This window comes from Alteromonas sp. Mac1 (assembly GCF_001562125.1).
GTDB lineage: Bacteria > Pseudomonadota > Gammaproteobacteria > Enterobacterales > Alteromonadaceae > Alteromonas > Alteromonas stellipolaris.
Genome location: NZ_CP013932.1, coordinates 4,136,049 through 4,154,637, shown reverse-complemented (window position 1 = coordinate 4,154,637; position 18,589 = coordinate 4,136,049). Strand labels below are relative to the sequence as shown.

Genomic DNA, 18,589 nt, shown 5'->3' with positions numbered 1-18,589 from the left:
AGAGAATTAATATTCTTATTAACTAAGAATTAATCTGGTTAATTGCTGCAAGCGCCGTTTCATACACAAACAAATCTTTGTATACTTGAGAAATAATAAAAGTATCAGGTAAGTGAGAGTGCTCTCACCCATAAAGGAAGTTAATATGAAACCAGTAGTACTTGCAGGCGGCACTGGAAGCCGCTTATGGCCAAAATCAAGAGCGGCGTTACCTAAACAGTTTTTGTCACTCACATCCGATAACACCATGTTGCAAGACACTATTGTTCGGTTGAATGGTACTAAAGCACAAAGCCCCATTTTTATATGTAATGATGCACACCGATTTCTAGTTGCAGAGCAACTACGTCAAAAAGACATTCACCATGGCGGTATTTTACTGGAGCCAGTTGGCCGAAATACTGCACCGGCTATTGCACTAGCAGCGTTGCATGCAACGATGAATGGTGAAGACCCTGTATTGCTCGTGCTAGCAGCCGATCATTTAATCAAAGACGAACCCGCATTTCATGCTGCAATTGAAAAAGCAGAAAAATTAGCAGAGCAAGGTAAATTGGTGACATTTGGTATAGTGCCAGATCAACCACACACGGGCTATGGCTACATTAAAGCAGGAAGTGGATTAGCAGATGGATTTGAAGTGGCAGAGTTTGTTGAGAAACCTGCGCTTGAAACTGCAAAAGGGTATGTAAATTCTGGTGACTATTTTTGGAATAGTGGCATGTTTATGTTTAAAGCTAGCAGATACTTAGAAGAGCTTGAGAAATACAGCCCTGAAATGCTAGACGTATGTAAACGCGCCATTGACACTGAAACCCCAGACCTAGATTTTATACGTGTTGATCATGACATCTTCGCTACCTGTCCCGATGACTCTATTGATTATGCTGTAATGGAAAAAACTGATAGTGCTGCCATGGTTCCACTTGATGCACAGTGGAGTGATGTAGGTAGCTGGACATCGTTGTGGGAAACAGCGGAAAAAGACGAAAATGGCAACGTTTCTGTTGGTGATACGATTTTAGAAAATACTAAAAATAGCTATGTGAACGCAGAGCAACGCCTTGTATCTGTAATTGGTCTGGAAGACGTTATAGTCGTAGAAACTAAAGATGCGGTTATGGTCGCTCATAAAGACGATGCACAGAGTATCAAGAACGTAGTAAACAAACTTAAAGCAGAGCATCGCCCAGAATTTGAGTTCCATCGTGAAGTATTTCGACCATGGGGTAGTTACGATTCAATTGACAGCGGCGACCGTTTCCAAGTTAAACGAATTAGCGTTAAGCCTGGTGAAAAACTGTCGGTTCAAATGCACCATCACCGCGCTGAACACTGGATTGTGGTATCGGGCAGTGCCAATGTAACCATAGATGAAGAAACTCAATTGGTTACTGAAAACGAGTCAGTTTATATTCCTATTGGTTCAATACATGCACTTGAGAACCCAGGAAAGATCTCATTAGAGCTTATTGAAGTTCAGTCAGGGGCCTATTTAGGCGAAGATGACATAGTACGTTTTTCTGATAGATATGGGCGATTGAACTAGTCAGTAACCTGAATATATAGAACAACAGGTATTGATAAGAATGTTTTCGTTAATAGCGATATTACTTTCAATAGCAGAACTCAATTGACTAAGTTTTTTCGTGTATTCTGAATGAGTACGAGAACTTGGGGGCGAGATGGATTTGGAATCAAAAGAAAAAGTTGATATTAATCAGCTGCAACAAGAACTAGAGGTGCTTCGTAAGGAGTATCGCTATACATTACGAAAGATGCTTGAAAGAGCAAATTTGTACGACTCTAGTGTTTTAGAATTAAAGGTAAATAGACGCGAGTGCTCATCACTTAAAAAAGAAATTGATAGAAAAGTCAACGAGCTTAATAGGTTGCAACACCAACTTCACCTAAAAGTAACTGAGCTAGAAAACCTGAAAATTAATTTTTCCGATTTAAGGACCGCCAATGCTGATTTAATCACTGAATGTTCTGGTAAAGACCGGAGAATTGAAGCTTTTGATTCACAGTATTCTTCACTTACTTCTGCTTTTGGAGAAAAATGCAAAGAGGTTGAGATTAACAAGCTTAACGCTTCTAGGTTAGAAATTAAACTAAACGTATTGGAAGAAAGTTACACAGTAATTGGAAATGAAAATGAATACCTGAAAAAAGAGCAAATGTCAGTTGCAGAAGAGCTTTCTGGAATAAAAATTGAGTTGAAGAAAAATTTAGTCGAACTAAATGAAAGACGAAATCAATTAAGACTAGTGACTATCCAATTCAATGCACTACAAAAATCTTTTCTTAACAAGAAAAAACAAAAGCGTGATTTGGAAAAACACTTGCAGCAAGCAAAAGTTGAACATGACTTAACCCTTGACAAGTTATCTAAGAAACACAGTGTACTAGCCATGCTCATGGGCCAAATTGCTTCAATGAGTAATGAGTTAGCTTTAGTGAAAATTTCACTGACCGAGGCCGAATCTAAAATAATATGGTTGAGAAATAAAAATAAAAAGCAAGAACACGAAATTGAAGTTAAAATGCTACTTGAAAAGAAGATTTCAGTTTTGCAATCTCAACTGGAAGTGGCAAATAGCAAAAACTCGAAATTGATTCTTCAATATGAGGAGATGCTCAGTTCTAATTCTCAAAAAATCCACAGCTTTGAGTGTGAGAACAGCTTGCAATCAAAGCAATTATATGAAGAAAGAAATCGCTATAACGAATTAGCTGATAAGGCTATCGAACAGCGTAAGGGTACTAAAGTTAGTTTATTAAAAAAATTGTCGGCATTTTTGAATCCCCGTAAGAGAAAGCTCATTAAACAGATTGAGGTTATCTCACTGAGTCCATATTTTGACGCTGAATGGTATTTAAGGAACAATTTAGATGTAGCCTATAGTTCATTTGATCCTATCGAACACTTTTTGCTATTTGGTGCTGACGAAGGAAGAGAACCGAGTTTGGAATTTAGTTGCAAGGCTTATTGTGAAGAGAATCCAGATGTAGCTCAAAGTAATGTCAATCCGCTTCTTCACTACCTCGAGCATGGAATTAAAGAGGGGCGTAAAATTCCACTGTAAAATGAGAACTTCTAATAGTCGATTGATAATTAAGTAAATCTTAATTTTGGTCGGCTGCAAACGATTTTAAGAGGAAGGTATGAAGTTTAATCTATCTATGGAACAAGATGGGCCTTCGTGGGATCAAAATACGTGTTTTGATATATATGATAAGAGATTTGAGTCAATAAATCTTCCTGAGGACGATTTATCAAGCGTTAAGTTTGATAGAAAAAGTAAAGTGACTGAAAGCGTTTTTGTAATTTTCAGTACGCCAAGATCCGGTAGTACAGCCCTTTGCGATTATTTCAATAAAAGCAATGTTTGCATCCCCCATGAATACTTTCAGCCCTTTCAGTATATGCCCTATTTAGCTAATCGTTGGGAGGCGCATAGAGACGGAATTTTAGATCCAAAGCTTTACATAGAGAGTTTATGTGAAAAAAGAACAGCGAATAATGGAGCTTTAGGAATAAATTTGCATGGCTCGCACCTTGGTATATTCAAATATTTTTTGCCTTATTTCCCTAGAAACGCTGTATTCAGTGGCCTAGTACTCAAGCGAAGAGATAAGGTAGCGCAAGCTGTGTCTTATTTTTTAGCTTCTGAGTCTAAAGCTTGGAGCTCGCATTTTGAGAAAAAGTCTACTCCAGCTTACTCATTTGAAAAGATTATGTTCAAGCTCCGAAGCATACTATCACAAGAAGTTCTTATTGATAGATATGTTACTTGTGCAGATTTTCCATTAGATATATTGTTTTATGAAGATTTATGTCTTAGAGCAGAAACGATACAGTTAACGATTGGCCCTAATAACGAAGTTGCAGTTATAGACTTGACTAGAGCATCAACAAAAAAACAGTCAAATGAAGTGAATGAAGAATATTCACAAAGATTCAAAAATGACATGGGCTTATAGAGAAATTTAGTTTTTTACAGAGAGTAGTTTTAAATAATGCAGAATAATGAAGCTAGAAAAGTTTTCGAGGAAGCTAACCTTTTTTTACAAGACGGCGCTTACAAGGAAGCAGCTGATAAATTTAAAAAAGCGGTCGCTAAAGGTTACGATATTGAGCTATCAATGCACAACGCATCATTAAGTTACCTCTTAGGCGGCGATTTTGAAAAGGCGGACGTTGAGTTATATCGTGCGTTGGAACGCTTTCCTAAAAGCTCTTTGTTAAACACTCTCCATAACTCTATGGCGGAAGAGCATTTAAAAGCTAATCAAAAACCAAAGCTATCGATAATAGTTCCTGTTTACAACTCTGGTGAGTATTTAGAAAAATGCATCAATAGCATACTTAAGCAAACGTTTACCGACTTTGAATTAATCATTGTAAACGACGGTTCGACTGATGACTCAGCTAGCATAATAGACAAGGCAAGAATTAAAGATAACCGCATAAAGGTAATCACTAACATTAAGCCTAGTGGAAACCCAGGCTCACCACGTAATCAGGCACTTGAGATTGCGAAAGGTGCATACATCGGTTTCGTAGACAGTGATGATTGGATTGATGCGGATTATTACGAAATTCTCATGACCAATGCAATAAGTAGGAACGCTGACATCGTTTTTTGTTCAGGTTTTGTCAACGAAATTGGCGATGAACAACAGTTACGAGAGTATTCTGAAAATTGTTTAGAAAAACCAGGAGAAATTCTTAATAAGTACCATGAGAGTTTCATGATCTGGGATAAGGTGTTTAGTTCAAGAATTATTCGCTCATTTAATTTAAGACTAGGTGAAACAAAAGCAGCAGTCGATGTACCCTTTATTATACAGTCTTACTATTATGCTCATAGAACACACATCTGTAAGGGGTATAATGGTTATCACTATCGAAGAGAAAGCTCTTCGTCAGTTACAGTAAATTATAGGAAATCTTCTGACTGTCATTTTGAAGTAGTTGCCTTTGATAATGTTGCTAAGTGGGCTAAAACTGAAAATATTACTAAAGCTTATGCATCGCAAGTTGATTTTCGCAAAGTAAGTAGTTTTATTTATACCCTAAGCGTGATCGCGCCAAAGATGTTTGATGGTTTTTATGAAAAAGTACAGACTACCTTCAAAGGAATTGATGAGAAAGAGATTAAACGGTTCGTTAAAAAAACCGGAAGAGAACATGTACTCAGAAAGTATAAACACATATTAAACAAAGATGCTAAAAGCTATAAAGATGCATATAGGAAAGACATATCTCTTGCTCGAAAAGGTAAAATAAGCACGCCTAAGAAAACAGATGTGCCCATCGAACAAAGAAACACTTTTGGCTTAAAAGGTTCAAATAAAGGAATAATGTTCTTTCCGGATTGGTCTGCGAAAAATCCTTATCAAAAACTTCTCTACGCCGCCGTTGCAGATAATTTTGATATCAACGTTAAGGGCTATAAAGAGACGTTACTATGTCCAGAATTACTTGAAAAAAACAACGACGAGTTCGATTGTTTACATTTTCATTGGTTACACGTCCATATCGACTTCAGTAAAGATACCGGTGCTGATAAATTTGTAGAAAATATCTTGTATGCTAAAAAGCTTGGATACAGAGTTTTATACACCGCCCATAACATCATTTCTCATGACTCAGATCATCCTGAGCGTGAGCTGGCGCTAAGAAAGAAAGTTATTGGTTTATTCGATAATATTCTTGTACATGGTGAGTTGGCTAAACAAAGAATCGTAAATGAAATTGGCGCTGAAGAGAGTAAAGTATCAATCGTCCCTCATGGTTCTTATGAAGGGTACTATCCAAACTACGCTGACCGTAAATCTTCAAGGGCTTATTTTTCTATACCAGAAACTGACTTTGTGTATCTATTTTTTGGAAACATAAAAGGCTATAAGGGCGTCGATGAATTATTAACTTCTTACGAACGCGTAAGAGAATCAAGAAACAATTGCAAGCTAATAATTGCGGGTCGAATCTTTGATGAAGAAGCTGGGCAATTAATAGACGGTTACGTAGCAAGAGATAGTTCTATCATTTGTAAACCAGGCTTCATTGAGGAACACGATGTTCAGTATTATTTTAATGCTGCAGATGTCGTTGTACTGCCCTATAAGAAGATATTAACTTCTGGGGCCGCGACGTTAAGCTTTGCATTTAAAAAGAAAGTAATTGCGCCTAAACAAGGGCTGCTACCGGAGTTGATAGAAGACGGTACGCAAGGTTTTCTTTTTGATGATTTTGAACACATGCACGAATTGATGCTCAAAGTTCAAGATTTAACTTGCCTTAATAATGATACTGTTGACTCCTTTAAGGACCTCAACGAAACCTTGAAGTGGTCCAATATTACAGCTTCATTACCGTTTAATAACTTATTTAGCAAACGATTAAATGAAACCGTATCAGAAGCTCCTAAATATGAGTATGCCCTGATAAGAATTTTAGGTAATGACCTACCTCAAAGGCATACTCCAATGCAGACCTATCAAAATCTTGAGTTCACTTTAAAGAACGAGTCAGACTTTGATGGGTGTCATAAATTATGGATTTTAAATCGTATAATTGACTCTGAGAAAAAAGCAGCAATCATAGAGTTATTGAAAAAATATGGTAAGAATTACGTAGACATTCCATATAACGCAACCGAGTTGGTTGAAGTTCCTATTTGTTATGAGGATTTACTTGTCAATGAATATTTCTTAACAGATGATTTCGAGAAGCTTGAAGAACGACATAAAGTTATTGCAAAGACCGCTTTATTAAAACATAAAAATAATTACATTATGAATAATAATGGTGCAAGGAACAGAGCGCTTCTTGAGGGGAGATTACTAGCAAAATGGGTATTTCCGTGGGACGGTAACTGCTATCTTACTGATAAAGCTTGGGAGTCGCTTACTGAATCGCTCATAGCGAGAGACGATGCAAAATACCATATTGTGCCGATGGATAGAGTACTGTCAAATGAACAGTTACTAGAACCTAATTATATAGCCAACCCTTCTGAAGAGCCTCAAATTATATTCAGAAATGACGCTCAAAAGTCATTTGACGAAAATCTAATGTATGGCCTTAAACCAAAAGTTGATTTACTTAAAAAGCTCGGTGTTCCAGGTGTTTGGGACAAATGGAATAATTTGTATCCGTGGAAAAAACATGTAATATCATATGAACGTGATAGTTTCAATTACGTTTGGAGCGGTTGGACGGCTCGACTTTTCTCAGGCAACCAAAGCCAAGAAGTTGACGCTCATCAGAGAGCCTTAAACCGCGAAAAAGGCATAGTATCTTTTATAGAAAATCACGATAAAGGTGAGCTATTCAGAAATTATGACAAAGGTTCATTAGCGTACTTTAACGAAAGCATTTTGGATGAGGTAAAGAATTCCACTATTTCCAACAACGTTTTCGAGTCGACGCTGGCGTTATTGAAAGAAAATGCTGATTTATTTGTAAACAAAGACTCATACTCAGTGACAACTAAAACCACACTACCGCCAAGCGGGGATATCCACGATTATTGGCATCCAGCACCTTATGCGTGGCCGAACCCTGAGACATCAGATGGTCTCCCATATATTCACAAAGATGGTCAAAGAGTTCCAGGAACACGCATGTATGAGGAGGAGAGCATCAAATATGATAGGACTTCTCTTCAAAGACTCTTTGACGAAACAACTACACTCGCGTTGGCTGGGTATGTTTTTTCGAGCGACAACTATTTAGAAACAGCTTATAGACATATTAAAACGTGGTTTATTAATCCTGAAACGGTAATGAATCCGAATTTCAATTTTGCACAAGTCGTGATGGGTAGAAATGATAACAAAGGTACAGCATCCGGATTGATTGAGATGAAGGATCTATACTTTTTCTTAGATGCAGTCCGAATAGTTAAAAAGAGTAAATTCTGGCAAGAAGAAGATAGTGGTGTTATTGACAAGTGGTTTGCTGAGTACTATCAGTGGCTAAATTCAAGTGCGCAGGGACTTGCAGAAACTAAAGCGAAAAATAATCACGGTAACTCGTATGATTTACAGGTTTTTGCAATTGCATCTTTCCTTGGTTTAACTAATGAAATGTATGATATTTATGTTCGTGCAGGAAGTCGAATTAAATCGCACGTTGAATTGAATGGCGAGCAACCACATGAGTTAAAGAGAACAACTACTGCGCACTACACGGCTTTCAATCTGCATCTATGGATAAGCTTAGATACTTTGGTACAAAACACACTAGGACGCTCTTATTTCAATTCTGTTCAATTTTACGGAAACGAGAGTATGCGAGCATTAGAGAAGGCCTCTGAATGGGTTCTTTCGTATGGAGTTCTACCAGAGTGGCCATTTAAGCAGATTGATCAGTTTGACAAAAGCCGCTACGAGCATATATTTCATTCATTAAAATCATCTGGATTCGATTCTATGAACAGATATAGCTCTTTTTATCCTGACCTGGCAAGTTCAAAGGACCTTTACTTTCCACATGATGGAATAGCTCCGTACTGGAAACTGAGCTTGATATCCGCGAAATCCTAATACGCAATGCGATTGAAATTATAAAACTATGAAGAAACTATTTTTTATGCACATTCCTAAGTGCGGCGGTACCTCAATAAAATCTGGTCTTAGGAAGTCTATGAAGGGGGTTGGGGGAGTATTTAGCCTTGACAACCATGCGTCCAAACGAGCATATGATATTAACCCTGAGAATGAATCGTTATTTGGGTTTAGAAATAAATTGGCAATGTATGCGCTCGGTTCAAATCATTATCAATTGGTTATGGGGCATACGATATTTTCCGATAGATTATATGAAGCGTTCAAAGATGAGTGCGAATTTTTTACTATTGTCCGAGACCCAGTTAAACGGTTTATTTCTCATTACACATTCAATAAAGCTAAAAAGTCGGGCCATTTTAAAAATGAAATGGCGTTCGATGATTTTCTTACTTCTAAAGAAGCAGAGGACGTTGGAAGTTTTTACTTGAGGTATTTTGCTGGAATTGAGAGGCGTTTAGATTTAAACGCAGCGAAAGAGAACTCACACAAATTTTCTGTAATTGGTGATTTGAATGACGTAGTTGGATTTGCCAACAATGTAAGCGAAAGATACGGAATTGATTTGCAAGTAGGTGTCGAAAACGTTAATCCCTCATTAAGTACCTCGAGTAAGGAAATTACGAAAGAACAAATGGAAAGGGTTTATGAGCTTTGTCAGAAAGATATTGAAATTTACAATTACATAAAGTCAAACTTTCACGGGTGATTTTAAAATTTTAAGAAAAATAGGATTATTCAATTGCATGATTGAAAAACTATAGAGAATCTAAAGTTATGTTAAAGTTTTTCCTTAACGAGGCTCCGTCTAATGTCGAAATCTCTGGCAATTACGATAATTCATGTCAATTGCTTCTTTCAGAAAAGTCATTAGATTCCATAAATAAAAAATCCCTCAAAGTAAAAATAAATTGTAAAAGAGCTGAATATACCATTTCCGATTTAATTATCAATATCGGGACACTATCAGGTAAAATAAATATTGTTGTAGGGGGGAACGGTGTTAACCTCGTTCTCGAAGACAATACCAAAGGAAATTTTGATTTCAGAATGTATCGAAACTCCACGGTCAAGATTGGAAAGAACACGACTTCAAATGGAATATTATTGCACTTAAAAGATAGCGATTTTATCTGCGGTGAAGACTGTATGTTCTCATCGCATATACTAGTCCAAGGAAGTGATCAACATGGGATCATAGACTTAAATAGTGGAGAAATTATCAATAAAAGACACAACCGTGTTGTGCTTGGTAATCATGTTTGGTTAGGACGACAATGTACGCTGACACCATCAGCGACAATTGGCAATGGATCAATTGTTGCTACTGGTGCAATTGTGACTAAGGTGTTTCCTGATAATGTGTTGGTAGCTGGCCTACCTGCAAAGGTTATCAAAGCGGACTGTACATGGTCTCGCTCTACAGATAATCTTGACTATTATTCAAAAAAAATAGTTAAAGACCACAATATGCAGATTGAGTAGTTTCGCTAAATCTCGATCATTGGTGAAGTAGTAAAAATTACGCTATCTTATTATATCTAAAAGCGCCTTAATTTACTTTGTTTAGATTAGGTTGAATTAGTGACTAAATAGTAGCTTTAATTTTAGTCATAGAGTTATTCGCCATTTATATTTATTTAAAGTAGTTTCATTAGTACTTAGAGCGTAGGTTCAGTAATATATGTTAAACAAGTTTCAGATAGACAGCGTTCGTGACGCTGCCAATCTAATAAAAGATATAAACCCATCGCTGGCGTTTGAGCTGATAAGTATTGCATTCGAAGGTCGATGCAAAGGCCCTGCTATTAATGCCCTTTTAGAAGAAATAAAGGCCAAAGAAAATATAGTTACTGTTAGTTTAATTGGAAACTGTCAAGTCACTCCCTTAGCACAACTTTTAAAAGAGAAGTGCAAAAAAATAAAGGTACTAAAAATTGTACCTGTCCATCTTTACGATGGAAAAGACAAAAATTTGTATGAAATTCTTCAAAAGTCTGATTTTATTATAACTCAATTAATCGGCGACAATTTTGGTGATGTTAGTACTAGCCAACTTAGACAGAAGTTCGAAACGAAAATTCTAACTATACCAAAGCTTTTTTATACGGGGTTTCATCAGGATTGGATATATCTTCCTCGGATTCGGGGAGTTAGACTCCAGAGTCCTATTGGCGACTATCACAATAAAACAGTTATAGATGGATACCTGTTAGGTAAGCCGCCTAGCGAAGTTGTCAATGATATGTGCTCATATGAATATAATAATAAAATCTACGGCGAAGTAGCTAGGTTATCCCTTGAAGAACTTAAGCAGCGTGATTTAGGCGTTGATGTTGGTATAGCAAAGGAACTCGAATTTGAATTAGATAAATCGTCAGAGCTTTTTCACACCTTTAATCATCCAAAGATGTCGATATTAAATATTGTCGCAAATAAACTAGTAAAGAAGATAGGGCTTAAAAATGAAAAAATATATTCTTCAGGAGAATGTTTAAATAGTATTATACTACCGACAAATCCTATAGTTACGGAAAGGTCAAAAACTGATTTAATTTATAATGGTGAGAGAATAGATTTTAGAGATTTTGTTACTAAGAGCTTTAAAATATATCATGAAAATCCTGAATTCATGAAAAGCTTTCAACTACAGAGCAAAGCTTTAACCAGCTAGCGGGCCGACCGATTAACTAGAATAGCGGGTATTAGATATTTACAATAACTAAATTAGTTTTTAAGTTTACTCGCCTTTTACCTAAACAGAGCCTAGTTAAAGTAGAACCATACGGCTTATAATTCCTGCAATGACATCCGGTTGTTAACCTTTAACACTTTTCTAACCAATGCCCCATTCAAGAATTATTGCATTTTAATAGCCTGCTTATACCTTATCGGCAGCTAGGAGTTATGTTATCGTTGGACAGCATTATTTTTTCAAGTCCTTTTATTTTTTCAAACCTTAACGACGATAGTTATTAGAGATAATGAAGATATTTTTAAATTCCAAAGAACGAGCTCTCCTTTCCACAGAAGAGAGCGGAGAAATCGTAAAACTGGCTCGTAACCAAGGTATTAGAGATGTTACGCTGGTCAATTCTTCGGAATCTGAAGATTTCTTAAATATTTTATCTAACGAAATACTTCTAAGTAATTTAGCAGAGTTACAATTAGATGCACTGAAACTAGAGGAGCGAGTCAAAAACCTTCAAGAGCGAAATGATTACTTAGAAGAAAAAGTAGATTGGCTTAGGAGTAAGGCCGGAGAAGACAATTTTATACCTTCTAAGGGAAAGCTCGGCTCTGGTTTTTCGTTAGGTGATTCAAGTTTACAGTCTGCGTTAGTTGAAGTGATCAATACGATTGAATCTAATGTCCGCGTAAGAGCAGGCTTGTCATTTTCAAAGTCAAAACGTGTGAGAAAAGACAAAGCTTTAATTTCTAAAAGCGAGTACTTTGATAAAGAGTATGTTGTTAGTCAGTTAAAACAGCTAGGCCTTCAGGTAAAAGACCCTCTGGAGTTTTTTGTTTCTTTCGCAGCAGGGCTTGAACTTTCTCCTTCTGACAAGTTCGATACAAAATCCTACTTGGCGATGAATCCTGACGTCAAAAACTCGGGAATAAATCCTCTCCTTCACTATATAAAACACGGCAAGGCCGAAGGCCGAGTAATTATTTAGTTAGTTCAAAGTATTCTTTCATAGAGCTCCCTATATACAACGAAACATGGAGATAATGTAGTGATTAATGACGTGCTGCTCTCAGCCAATAAAGCTTTTTCAGAACAAAAATATAGCGAGGCACGCGCCGCATACGAAAACTGCTTTCCATTAGATGCAAAAGAACTCGCTAATATTTTGAGCGACAAGCCGGTTTTAAAGCATGTTTATAGGAATTATCTATATTCGTTAGCTTTCGAGGGAAGTGTAGATCACATTGAACGCTTGATGTACGAGTACAAAGCTGCAGATCCACAAGATTCAATCATAACCACTACAAAAGGTCTACCAACGCTGGATAGCCGTCAGGAGTCCCCGCTTTTAAGTATAATTGTTCCTATCCATAACTCTGGCCAATATTTAGATTTTTGTATTCAATCTATACGTGAGCAAGAATTCAATGACTTTGAACTAATATTAATAAACGATGGCTCGACTGATTCTTCTGCCGAAATTATTAAAAGGCATGCTTCGGAAGATACCCGAATAATAGTGCTAACTAATCTTAATGCATCAGGAAACCCGGGTACTCCTAGAAACCAAGCACTGGCTATAGCGAAAGGCGTGTACGTAGGCTTTGTCGACAGCGATGACTGGATCAATAGAGATTTCTACTCAGAGTTAATGGGCATGGCTTTAGAGAGTGATGCCGACATCGCATTTTCTGGTGGATTTAACAATCATGAGGCGAGCGGAAGAGTAAGTAAGCGAACTTATACCTCCGAAGGGTTTAATGACCCGACTAGCTCACGATTTAAAACCCATGATAGCTTCATGATTTGGGACAAGGTATTTAAGCGCTCTATGTTGGAAATGTTCAATATCCGTCTGGGCGAAACCAAAGCAGCCGTAGATGTCCCTTTTGTGTTCGCAGCTTATTACTACGCTTCAAACGTTATCTTTAATGATGACTTTATTGGGTACAACTACAGGCGCGAGTCTGAATCTTCAGTGACTGTGGCACATCGCAAAAATTCAAATTGTGAATTTGAATTTCAAGCTTTCTCTAATGTAAGAACGTGGGCGAATGATAATGGTATAGCTGACTATTACTTTGCTACCATAGATATAAAACTTGTGAGTTCGCTCATGTACACGCTAAAGATGGTGAGTGAAGAGTACTTTGAAAGTGTATTTGATAAGGTGAAAGCACTGTTTGTAGACGTAGACCCTCATTCTTTCAAAGATTATTGTGTTCAAAACCAAAAGTGGTGGCTGTATAAAGAGTTTTTGAAGGTGCGGAGTCATAGCGCAGAGGACGTGAAGACGTACTTATATGAAAAAGAAGCAGCTGCACAAGCAAAGACGATAGAGCAACTAATTACACCGCGTTATCAGCTCGAAGGTAAAAGAGCTGGCATATTATTTTTTCCTTGTTGGCTAACAAACAATCCGTATCAGAAGCTACTTTATAAAGCGATAAATGAGCATTTTAACCTAGCTATTGAGGGGTATGATCAAAAAGGGCTTCGTAAAGAACTCATCGACAAAAAGAAAGGTAAATTTAAATATATTCACCTTCACTGGTTGCATAACTTTTTTGATTTTGAAGACTCATCCGTTCTAGTAAATACTCTAGAAGCTTTAAACTACGCTAAGCAAAATGGTTTTGAAATTATATATACAGCTCACAATATATGCTCGCATGACTCAGAAAACGCGGAAGAAGAAAAACGTTACCGAGAGCAGATTCTTTCTTTGGTAGACCACTCTCTAGCCCACGGCGAATTGGCAAAACAACGTCTAATTTCAGAGTTTGATGTTGCCGCAGAAAGTATTGAAATTGTTCCACACGGTACTTACGGTAATTTTTACGGTGAAAAGATAGTCAAAACCCAAGCAAAAGAAAAATTCGGTATTCCAGCTCAATCTACTGTTTTCTTGTTTTTCGGAAACATTAAAGGATACAAAGGGATTTTTAACCTTCTAACTCGCTTTCACAATCTGCGTGAAAAGCGTAATGATGTCTACCTAATTATTGCAGGACGGGTATTGGACCAAGAGCTTTTGCCAGAACTAACTAGACAAACAATGGATGCTAATATTTTGTTTAGACCAGGCTTCGTTCAGAATGATGAAGTAATAGATTACTTTTCTTGTGCTGACTTGTGTGTTTTGCCTTACGAGCAGGTTTTAACGTCTGGCGCAGCTATGCTCAGTATTACAATGCGTTGCCCTGTACTTGCGCCCTCTATAGGTATCCTTCCAGAAGTTATCACACCTGAAATTGGTCTTATGTTTAATTCTTTTGATGAAATGCAAAATCAAATGGAGATGGTTGCTGATAGAGAAATTAATCTTTCTAGTGGTGAGCAATTTGATAAAGCACTAGAAAAATACGATTGGAAAAATTTGGCGAAAAAAATCAGCTTCCTTCATAAAAATACCATCTAGTTCGTTATAGGAATACGGTAAAAAAATGGAAAAAATCGATTTAGCAGTAGTTTTTTACGAGAAAGAAATAGATATTCTAACTTTACTGGTAAAGTCTCTCGAACTACATTGCGATACCAGCTTGGTTGATAAAATATACTTTATTAACAATGCAGTAAATCAGTCGGAAGGCCGAGAAGCCTTCACAAGTAAAATTTTGCCGCTATTTAAAACTTTTAAAGACGCGGTAAGTGTAGTGGATGCTGTAACCTTAGGAGTTCAGCATAATGATGGCGCCAATCCTTATATAGCTCAACAAGCTTTAAAGCTGTCAATTGCTACGTTATCTGATAAAAGCCACTATCTAGTATTAGATGCTAAAAATCATCTTATCAGGAAATTAAGACGCAATGACTTATTCACTGAAGACGGAAAACCAATTTCTCATCTTCAAATTCACGGCGGTTATTTAAAAACTTGCTTAGAAGAGTCTTGCAAATATTTTGAAGTAGATGTTGATACCAATAAGCAAGTGTTACCCACAGTAACCCCTTATTTAATGATAACTTCGCTAGTCAGAGAGTTATTAGAGGAAGTCAAAAAGCGTGAGGGCACGGGTATTTACGAACTCATTCTCAAGAATGACAAGCTTACAGAATTTTTACTCTACTTCGCGTACTTAACGTATCGTGGTGGGAAATCGCACTTTTACAGTTTTGAGCCTAAGCCATATGCGACATTGTTTACTCGGTGGCCCGAATCTGAAAATGATATTAAGAGAGTGTTAGATAGCACTTTAGAAGACGGCGTTTGGACGTTTTCTGTCCACAGCAAGCGTTTCGAGCAATTAAAGAGTAATGAGATTGACTTCATTTCCAACCTTTGGGTAGAGCGTGGTTTATTTAATAACGTAGGTAGTGCTAAGAAATTTATTGAGCGTCAAGTCACCCCTCCTACTAGCCCTTCTCAGGAAATGACCAATGCTGCTGGAGATGGCAAGGTAGTAGAGGGCAGAAACAGACGCCTTTTCATAGCTAACGACTCTAATGACGTTATAAAACAGCATCGAGGAGAAAAGCTTCTTAGTAACTCCCAAGTTAAAGCTTGGCGAAGAGTTATTGAAACTAGGCATGCCTTTTGCGCAGCGAAAGGTATTGCTTATAGGTTGATGGTAGTACCAGACGCACACGCCGTGCACAAAGAGGATTTACCTCAATTAGATAATATCAGTGCTGTGCGACCTATTAATCAAATTACTTCCGAATTGTATGATCATTCGTATATTAGCTATCCGCTTGAAGAGTTAGTTGATGCCACCAATATAGGAGAGTCTTATCACCCAGTCGACTCTCACTACACAGCATACGGTGCATATATTTGTTATAAAAGAATAATAAAAGACCTTAGAATCAATATCCCTAGTCTTACAGGCAACCAAGTCGAATTTATAACCAAACTAGGGACAGGAGATTTAGGCGAGAAGTTTGAACCTCACCGAACTGCTGAATATACCGAGTGTGTGGTTAAGCAAGGGAGAGCCAAAAAGGTTTGGAACAACGGCGTAACAAATCGAGGTCACATGTCTGTATGGGTGAACGCTGACACCTCGTTGCCGACTTGTATTTTATTTACTGATTCCTACGGATGGAAGATTCAACGCTTTTTGGCTGAATCTTTTAGTAAGTTGTTTATTATTCATAGCCCTTTGTTAGAGCATGAGGCAATAGACATCTTAAAACCTGATGTAGTTGTTTCTCTGATGGCTGAACGGTTTTTGATTTATACCCCTAAAGATATATTTGATAAGTCTGCAATGCAGTTTGCTGATGAAAAGGGTGGAGATATTAAGTCTTATGAAGAGATTCTCTCTGTCTCAAATGTTCATATCTAAATCAATTGTCTCGTTTATAAGGCTGCTCCGAATGGAGCAGCAAATTAGGCGAAGCAACTTGTTCGATAGCCTCTATTACAAACGCCGTTACAAGCTTCACACTAGCGCTAATACTATACGCCATTACTTATCAGAAGGTGCAAATGCTGGATATTCTCCAAACGAATGGTTTGATACAGGCTGGTATAAAGCAAATTATGAAGATGTGAGATTAAGTGGTGTTAATCCTTTTGTGCATTATATTCAAAATGGCAGAAGGGAAGGGCGCGCAACTAATAGAATTCAGTTTCATTCACAAGAAATAAATGGGCTTGGTGCGGATAAAGAGCACATAGTGCAAATGTTGTGGCGTGGATTATCTCAGTCATCTCTAAGGCAACTCAAAGAACTTTACTCAAACACTTCAATTGATGAAAGCGTTAGGTTTTTTGCTATTTGGCATACGGCTAGATGGTTTTACTTTTTAGGGGAGTTTGAGCAGTCCCTTAGCCTATCTCAACTTGCCATCGAAGAGTTCTCGCCTAAGGTTTTTGGAAAAACTGGCGTCCTCATGCACGCTTTTTGTCTGCAAAAGAACGGTGAAAAATCTGAATCAGAGAAGTTTATACGGAGTTACTATCGAGACGATAACCTCGACGAAGATATACTATTAACACTCACTAACTGCAATGACTCAGCGAAGAAAAAGCTCTCTTTTCTTAATCAAATTTATCATCGCCATGGTTTAACAGGCTTAACTTTAAAAAGTGAGGATGAAGAGCTTTCTTTAAAAAACTTGGCCACTGAAAAAGTGCTGCTTAAGTGCGAGAATGGTGCTCTTGTTAGCGTAATAGTACCGTGCTTTAATGCAGAAAAAACAATAAAAACTGCTTTAGGCTCACTTGTTGCCCAATCGTGGACAAATCTAGAAATCATTGTCGTAGATGACTGTAGTATTGATAAAACAGCTTTAGTAGTAGAAAAGCTTTCAGCAGAATACCCACAGATAAAATTAGTTAAACAAACCAAAAATAGCGGAGCATATAGTGCGCGAAATGTGGGCCTTTCACTTGCTAAAGGAAGTTTTATAACCACACATGATGCGGATGACTGGTCTCATCCTCAAAAAATACAGTTACAGATGGAATATCTTTTTGAGAATAAAGCTGTAGTTGGTGTTTGTACTCAGTGGGTAAGAGCTACCTCTAAGCTTAACTTTGAACACAATTGGAGGCTCAATCCTAGGTTGATTCATTGGTCCCATTCTTCTTTTTTATTTCGACGAAGGGTTTTCGAAGAATTAGGTTATTGGGACGCTGTTTTGGTAGGTGGTGATACAGAGTATATTTGGCGGGTCGAGTCGCACTTTGGTTTTAATTCGGTAAAAAAAATTCATTCAGAAATTCCTTTAGCATTTGCTTTAGATGATGAAAACTCGCTGACGCGAAATCAAGCGACCCATATTAAAACAATGTACCACGGCATGCGGCATATTTATCGAAGTGCTTGTCAATGGTGGCATTCACAGGATAATTCTAGCCTGTACATGGATATGATAGGAGAGCGTAAGTTTCCTACGCCTCCTACCATGATTTCTAAAGATAACTGCAATGTATCTGGCGATGTAGTCTTTATTAGTGACTTTTGTGAGGGCAGGCAATCGGTCGAGACATACGAAGGCATTGCCGCTTTCGTGCGAGATGGAAAAAAAGTTTTCCTTTATCATTTGCCGCGTCCGCACGAAAAGCAAGGTCAATTGTCCAACCTTTTTTTCGAGCTATTGTCGAATGGCAACGCAGACGCATGTGTATTCGGGATGACTTTATCTGTTGATTGTGTGTGTCTGTTAGACCCGGAAGTTCTTCTTGAAGCTCAAGAGGAACTAGTAACACTTTTTTCTAATAGAGTTATCATAAATGCCAACCGAGAGCAAACACCGAATGTTGAAATGGCGTTGAGTTTGGTTACGGCTAATGAACCAATCGAAGTAAGAACTACAGATAGTTTAGACTTCTTACTAGAGTATCTGAAAGATAAGAAGTCGTAA

General features: G+C 37.5%; 11 protein-coding genes. All 11 read left to right on the top strand.

What is annotated here, in order from left to right; genetic code table 11:
- The first annotated feature begins 145 nt into the window (after positions 1-145).
- The 11 genes from AV939_RS17540 to AV939_RS17490 all read left to right on the top strand — a co-directional run bounded on the left by AV939_RS17540 (position 146) and on the right by AV939_RS17490 (position 18,589).
- A complete protein-coding gene (locus AV939_RS17540) occupies positions 146-1,549 on the top strand; it encodes a mannose-1-phosphate guanylyltransferase/mannose-6-phosphate isomerase (RefSeq protein WP_061997947.1) in 1,404 nt (467 codons plus the stop codon).
- Between the two features lie 136 nt (positions 1,550-1,685).
- Positions 1,686-3,089, top strand: a complete 1,404-nt coding sequence (locus AV939_RS17535; protein ID WP_061997946.1) for a hypothetical protein — start codon at positions 1,686-1,688, stop codon at positions 3,087-3,089.
- A 79-nt stretch (positions 3,090-3,168) separates the two neighbouring features.
- Positions 3,169-3,987 (top strand): Stf0 family sulfotransferase, encoded by an 819-nt coding sequence (locus AV939_RS17530; protein WP_061997945.1) that lies wholly within the window; start codon positions 3,169-3,171, stop codon positions 3,985-3,987.
- Between the two features lie 36 nt (positions 3,988-4,023).
- Positions 4,024-8,562: an alginate lyase family protein gene (locus tag AV939_RS17525; protein ID WP_061997944.1), complete on the top strand. Its 4,539-nt coding sequence runs from the start codon at positions 4,024-4,026 to the stop codon at positions 8,560-8,562.
- Between the two features lie 28 nt (positions 8,563-8,590).
- Positions 8,591-9,292, top strand: a complete 702-nt coding sequence (locus AV939_RS17520; protein ID WP_082746070.1) for a sulfotransferase family 2 domain-containing protein — start codon at positions 8,591-8,593, stop codon at positions 9,290-9,292.
- Between the two features lie 68 nt (positions 9,293-9,360).
- Positions 9,361-10,068, top strand: a complete 708-nt coding sequence (locus AV939_RS17515) for an acyltransferase (protein WP_061997942.1) — start codon at positions 9,361-9,363, stop codon at positions 10,066-10,068.
- Positions 10,069-10,267: 199 nt separating this feature from the next.
- Positions 10,268-11,257, top strand: coding sequence for a WcbI family polysaccharide biosynthesis putative acetyltransferase (locus tag AV939_RS17510; protein ID WP_061997941.1), 990 nt, complete (start codon positions 10,268-10,270; stop codon positions 11,255-11,257).
- A gap of 310 nt (positions 11,258-11,567) precedes the next feature.
- Positions 11,568-12,260, top strand: a complete 693-nt coding sequence (locus AV939_RS17505) for a hypothetical protein (RefSeq protein WP_061997940.1) — start codon at positions 11,568-11,570, stop codon at positions 12,258-12,260.
- Between the two features lie 60 nt (positions 12,261-12,320).
- Positions 12,321-14,693, top strand: a complete 2,373-nt coding sequence (locus AV939_RS17500) for a glycosyltransferase (protein WP_061997939.1) — start codon at positions 12,321-12,323, stop codon at positions 14,691-14,693.
- Between the two features lie 25 nt (positions 14,694-14,718).
- Complete coding sequence (locus AV939_RS17495) at positions 14,719-16,563, top strand: DUF6492 family protein (protein ID WP_061997938.1); 1,845 nt, start codon at positions 14,719-14,721, stop codon at positions 16,561-16,563.
- Between the two features lie 31 nt (positions 16,564-16,594).
- Positions 16,595-18,589, top strand: coding sequence for a glycosyltransferase family 2 protein (locus AV939_RS17490; protein WP_061997937.1), 1,995 nt, complete (start codon positions 16,595-16,597; stop codon positions 18,587-18,589).

Excerpts from the sequence above, each read along its gene's own strand:
- AV939_RS17540 (WP_061997947.1), top strand. The coding sequence starts at position 146 with ATGAAACCAGTAGTACTTGCAGGCGGCACTGGAAGCCGCTTATGGCCA.
- AV939_RS17535 (WP_061997946.1), top strand. The coding sequence starts at position 1,686 with ATGGATTTGGAATCAAAAGAAAAAGTTGATATTAATCAGCTGCAACAA.
- AV939_RS17530 (WP_061997945.1), top strand. The coding sequence starts at position 3,169 with ATGAAGTTTAATCTATCTATGGAACAAGATGGGCCTTCGTGGGATCAA.
- AV939_RS17525 (WP_061997944.1), top strand. The coding sequence starts at position 4,024 with ATGCAGAATAATGAAGCTAGAAAAGTTTTCGAGGAAGCTAACCTTTTT.
- AV939_RS17520 (WP_082746070.1), top strand. The coding sequence starts at position 8,591 with ATGAAGAAACTATTTTTTATGCACATTCCTAAGTGCGGCGGTACCTCA.
- AV939_RS17515 (WP_061997942.1), top strand. The coding sequence starts at position 9,361 with ATGTTAAAGTTTTTCCTTAACGAGGCTCCGTCTAATGTCGAAATCTCT.
- AV939_RS17510 (WP_061997941.1), top strand. The coding sequence starts at position 10,268 with ATGTTAAACAAGTTTCAGATAGACAGCGTTCGTGACGCTGCCAATCTA.
- AV939_RS17505 (WP_061997940.1), top strand. The coding sequence starts at position 11,568 with ATGAAGATATTTTTAAATTCCAAAGAACGAGCTCTCCTTTCCACAGAA.
- AV939_RS17495 (WP_061997938.1), top strand. The coding sequence starts at position 14,719 with ATGGAAAAAATCGATTTAGCAGTAGTTTTTTACGAGAAAGAAATAGAT.
- AV939_RS17490 (WP_061997937.1), top strand. The coding sequence starts at position 16,595 with ATGGAGCAGCAAATTAGGCGAAGCAACTTGTTCGATAGCCTCTATTAC.